The following is a 1782-nucleotide window of genomic DNA, read 5'->3' as shown; positions in this document are numbered from 1 at the left end:
CAAACGCAGTGGGCGACCTCATGCCATGGATCGCCGTGGTCTGAGCACATCGCTTACGCAGAAGCGGACGATCAAGCAACTGTACGCCGATCTGGTGAGCCTCGGCTTTGACGGGTCGTATGCCAGAATCCGCGTTTCCTGCTTGCGTAGCAGCATCAGCCGAGGACATGGCAGCGCATCCTTTCGGCGGGCAAGCCGCCAGGCAAGGAAGCTGTCATACAGCGCAACCGTGGCTTCATGGATGCCGGCGCCGTTTGCGCCGAGGAAGTTCGCGAAGTCCACAACGTGGCGAACATAAGCGCGGATCGTGTTTGGTGACGCGTGGGTCTGTTCGAGATGGACGATCCAGTGACGAAGGCACTCGACGACATCGCCGTCATCATCCAATACCGTCCACGACCGGCGACCGCCGGGCATTTCGATGCGCGCAGCCTGCCAGGGCGTCGTAGCGAACGGAGTGGACACGGTCGCTGATACTGTTGAAAGACCCCCGTGACCGCAAGCCTTGCGTCATCACACTGAACACAGTTTACATGGACAGTTGTGGTATCGCTATTAACATAACTATTATTATCAGTTTATCCCACATTTTGACAAATCGCCCGCCTTGTGGGATAAAATGCAGGTGACAATCTTCCGCCCTTTCAGCGATGAGCAAGCCCGATTGCTCGTCAATCTGCATCAGCGCTACGAGAGCTGGATCGAGGTCGAGCGCGAGCGACGTGAGCTTCCGTACGACCTGCGCAAGAAAACAATCAATGGCCAATACTACCTCTATCGCATCACCGACCGCAGCGGCAACGGCAAGAGTCTTGGCCGGTGGAGCGTCAAACGGGATGCCGAGTTCACCGCCTATCACGCTCGCAAAGCCGAACTGAAGGACCGCGCTGCCCGCCTGCGCACGATCCTGGCCGAAAGCGCCGCGCTCTATCGGGCCCTGCGGTTGCCGCTGCTGTCCAGCGATGCAGGTCCGATCCTGAGGGAATGCGATCGCCGTCAATTGCTTGGTTCCCACCTGCTGGTCGTCGGCACCAATGCGATCTCGGCCTATATGGTCGAAGCCAATGGTGTCGTTCCCCTGCCCGACGAGACCGAGGATTTCGACCTCGCCTGGGTCGCGGCCGATGACGATACATCCGGCCGAGCCGTGTGGGACATGCTGAAGGCGGTCGATCCGACCTTCACTGTCAATAGCGAGCGCGACTTTCAGGCACGCAACGCTAAGGCCTACGAGGTCGAACTTCTGGTTGCGCCTTCGCGGTCGCACTCGCTCGGCCCTGCCGATCAGCCTCGCCCGATGGCCTTGCCCGAGCAGGAGTGGCTGCTGTTTGGTCGGCCGGTTGATCGAGTTACTGGTTGCGCGATCATGCTCGAATAGGCAGAAACTCTCTGCATGATCGAAGCGACAGTCCGCAAACTTCGCCCAAAGGATCGGCCAAAAGATCGGCCAGATAGTCATCCATCATCTGTCAGGAAGAACGTGGGACAGAACATAACGCTAGAAAATGGGCTAGTTTTTCGCTAGGGTAAGCATGGAGTGCTTACCAGGAGGATCGGCCAAACCTGTGGTAGAAAACGTCGAGTCCCCGACCCAGATCGAGCCTGCACGGATCGATGCGCCAACCGGCGATTTGCCCGATCTGGTCGCCGAAATTGCTGCTAAAGCCGAAGGTCTCGGACGAGCACTTCATCCGCAGACCGCACTCCATCTGGCCAGCCTCGTGGGGACTGTCAGGATTTCCGTGTGTGGCGAGGCGGTTGATCATCAGGCGGCCATGGCCC

Annotated in this window: 2 protein-coding genes and 1 pseudogene; 2 read left to right on the top strand and 1 reads right to left on the bottom strand. The window is 58.8% G+C overall.

Annotation, left to right across the window (positions count from 1 at the left end):
* Nucleotides 1-18: 18 nt before the first annotated feature.
* Complete coding sequence (locus IE122_RS18140) at nt 19-465, bottom strand: site-specific integrase (RefSeq protein ID WP_229814395.1); 447 nt, start codon at nt 463-465, stop codon at nt 19-21.
* Between the two features lie 154 nt (nt 466-619).
* Between IE122_RS18140 and IE122_RS18135 the strand changes: the two genes are divergently transcribed.
* Together IE122_RS18135 and IE122_RS18460 are read left to right on the top strand one after the other, a co-directional pair.
* A complete protein-coding gene (locus IE122_RS18135) occupies nt 620-1378 on the top strand; it encodes a GSU2403 family nucleotidyltransferase fold protein (protein WP_189622631.1) in 759 nt (252 codons plus the stop codon).
* Nucleotides 1379-1565: 187 nt separating this feature from the next.
* A pseudogene (locus tag IE122_RS18460) lies at nt 1566-1782 on the top strand (hypothetical protein); the annotation flags it as partial.

Source organism: Novosphingobium colocasiae, assembly GCF_014652555.1.
Classification (GTDB): Bacteria; Pseudomonadota; Alphaproteobacteria; order Sphingomonadales; family Sphingomonadaceae; genus Novosphingobium; species Novosphingobium colocasiae.
The sequence above is the reverse complement of the archived record's forward strand: the minus strand, read 5'-3'. Positions and strand labels throughout refer to the sequence as shown.

What these genes read in the sequence shown, in the direction of transcription:
- IE122_RS18135 (WP_189622631.1), top strand. Translation starts at nt 620, where the DNA reads ATGCAGGTGACAATCTTCCGCCCTTTCAGCGATGAGCAAGCCCGATTG.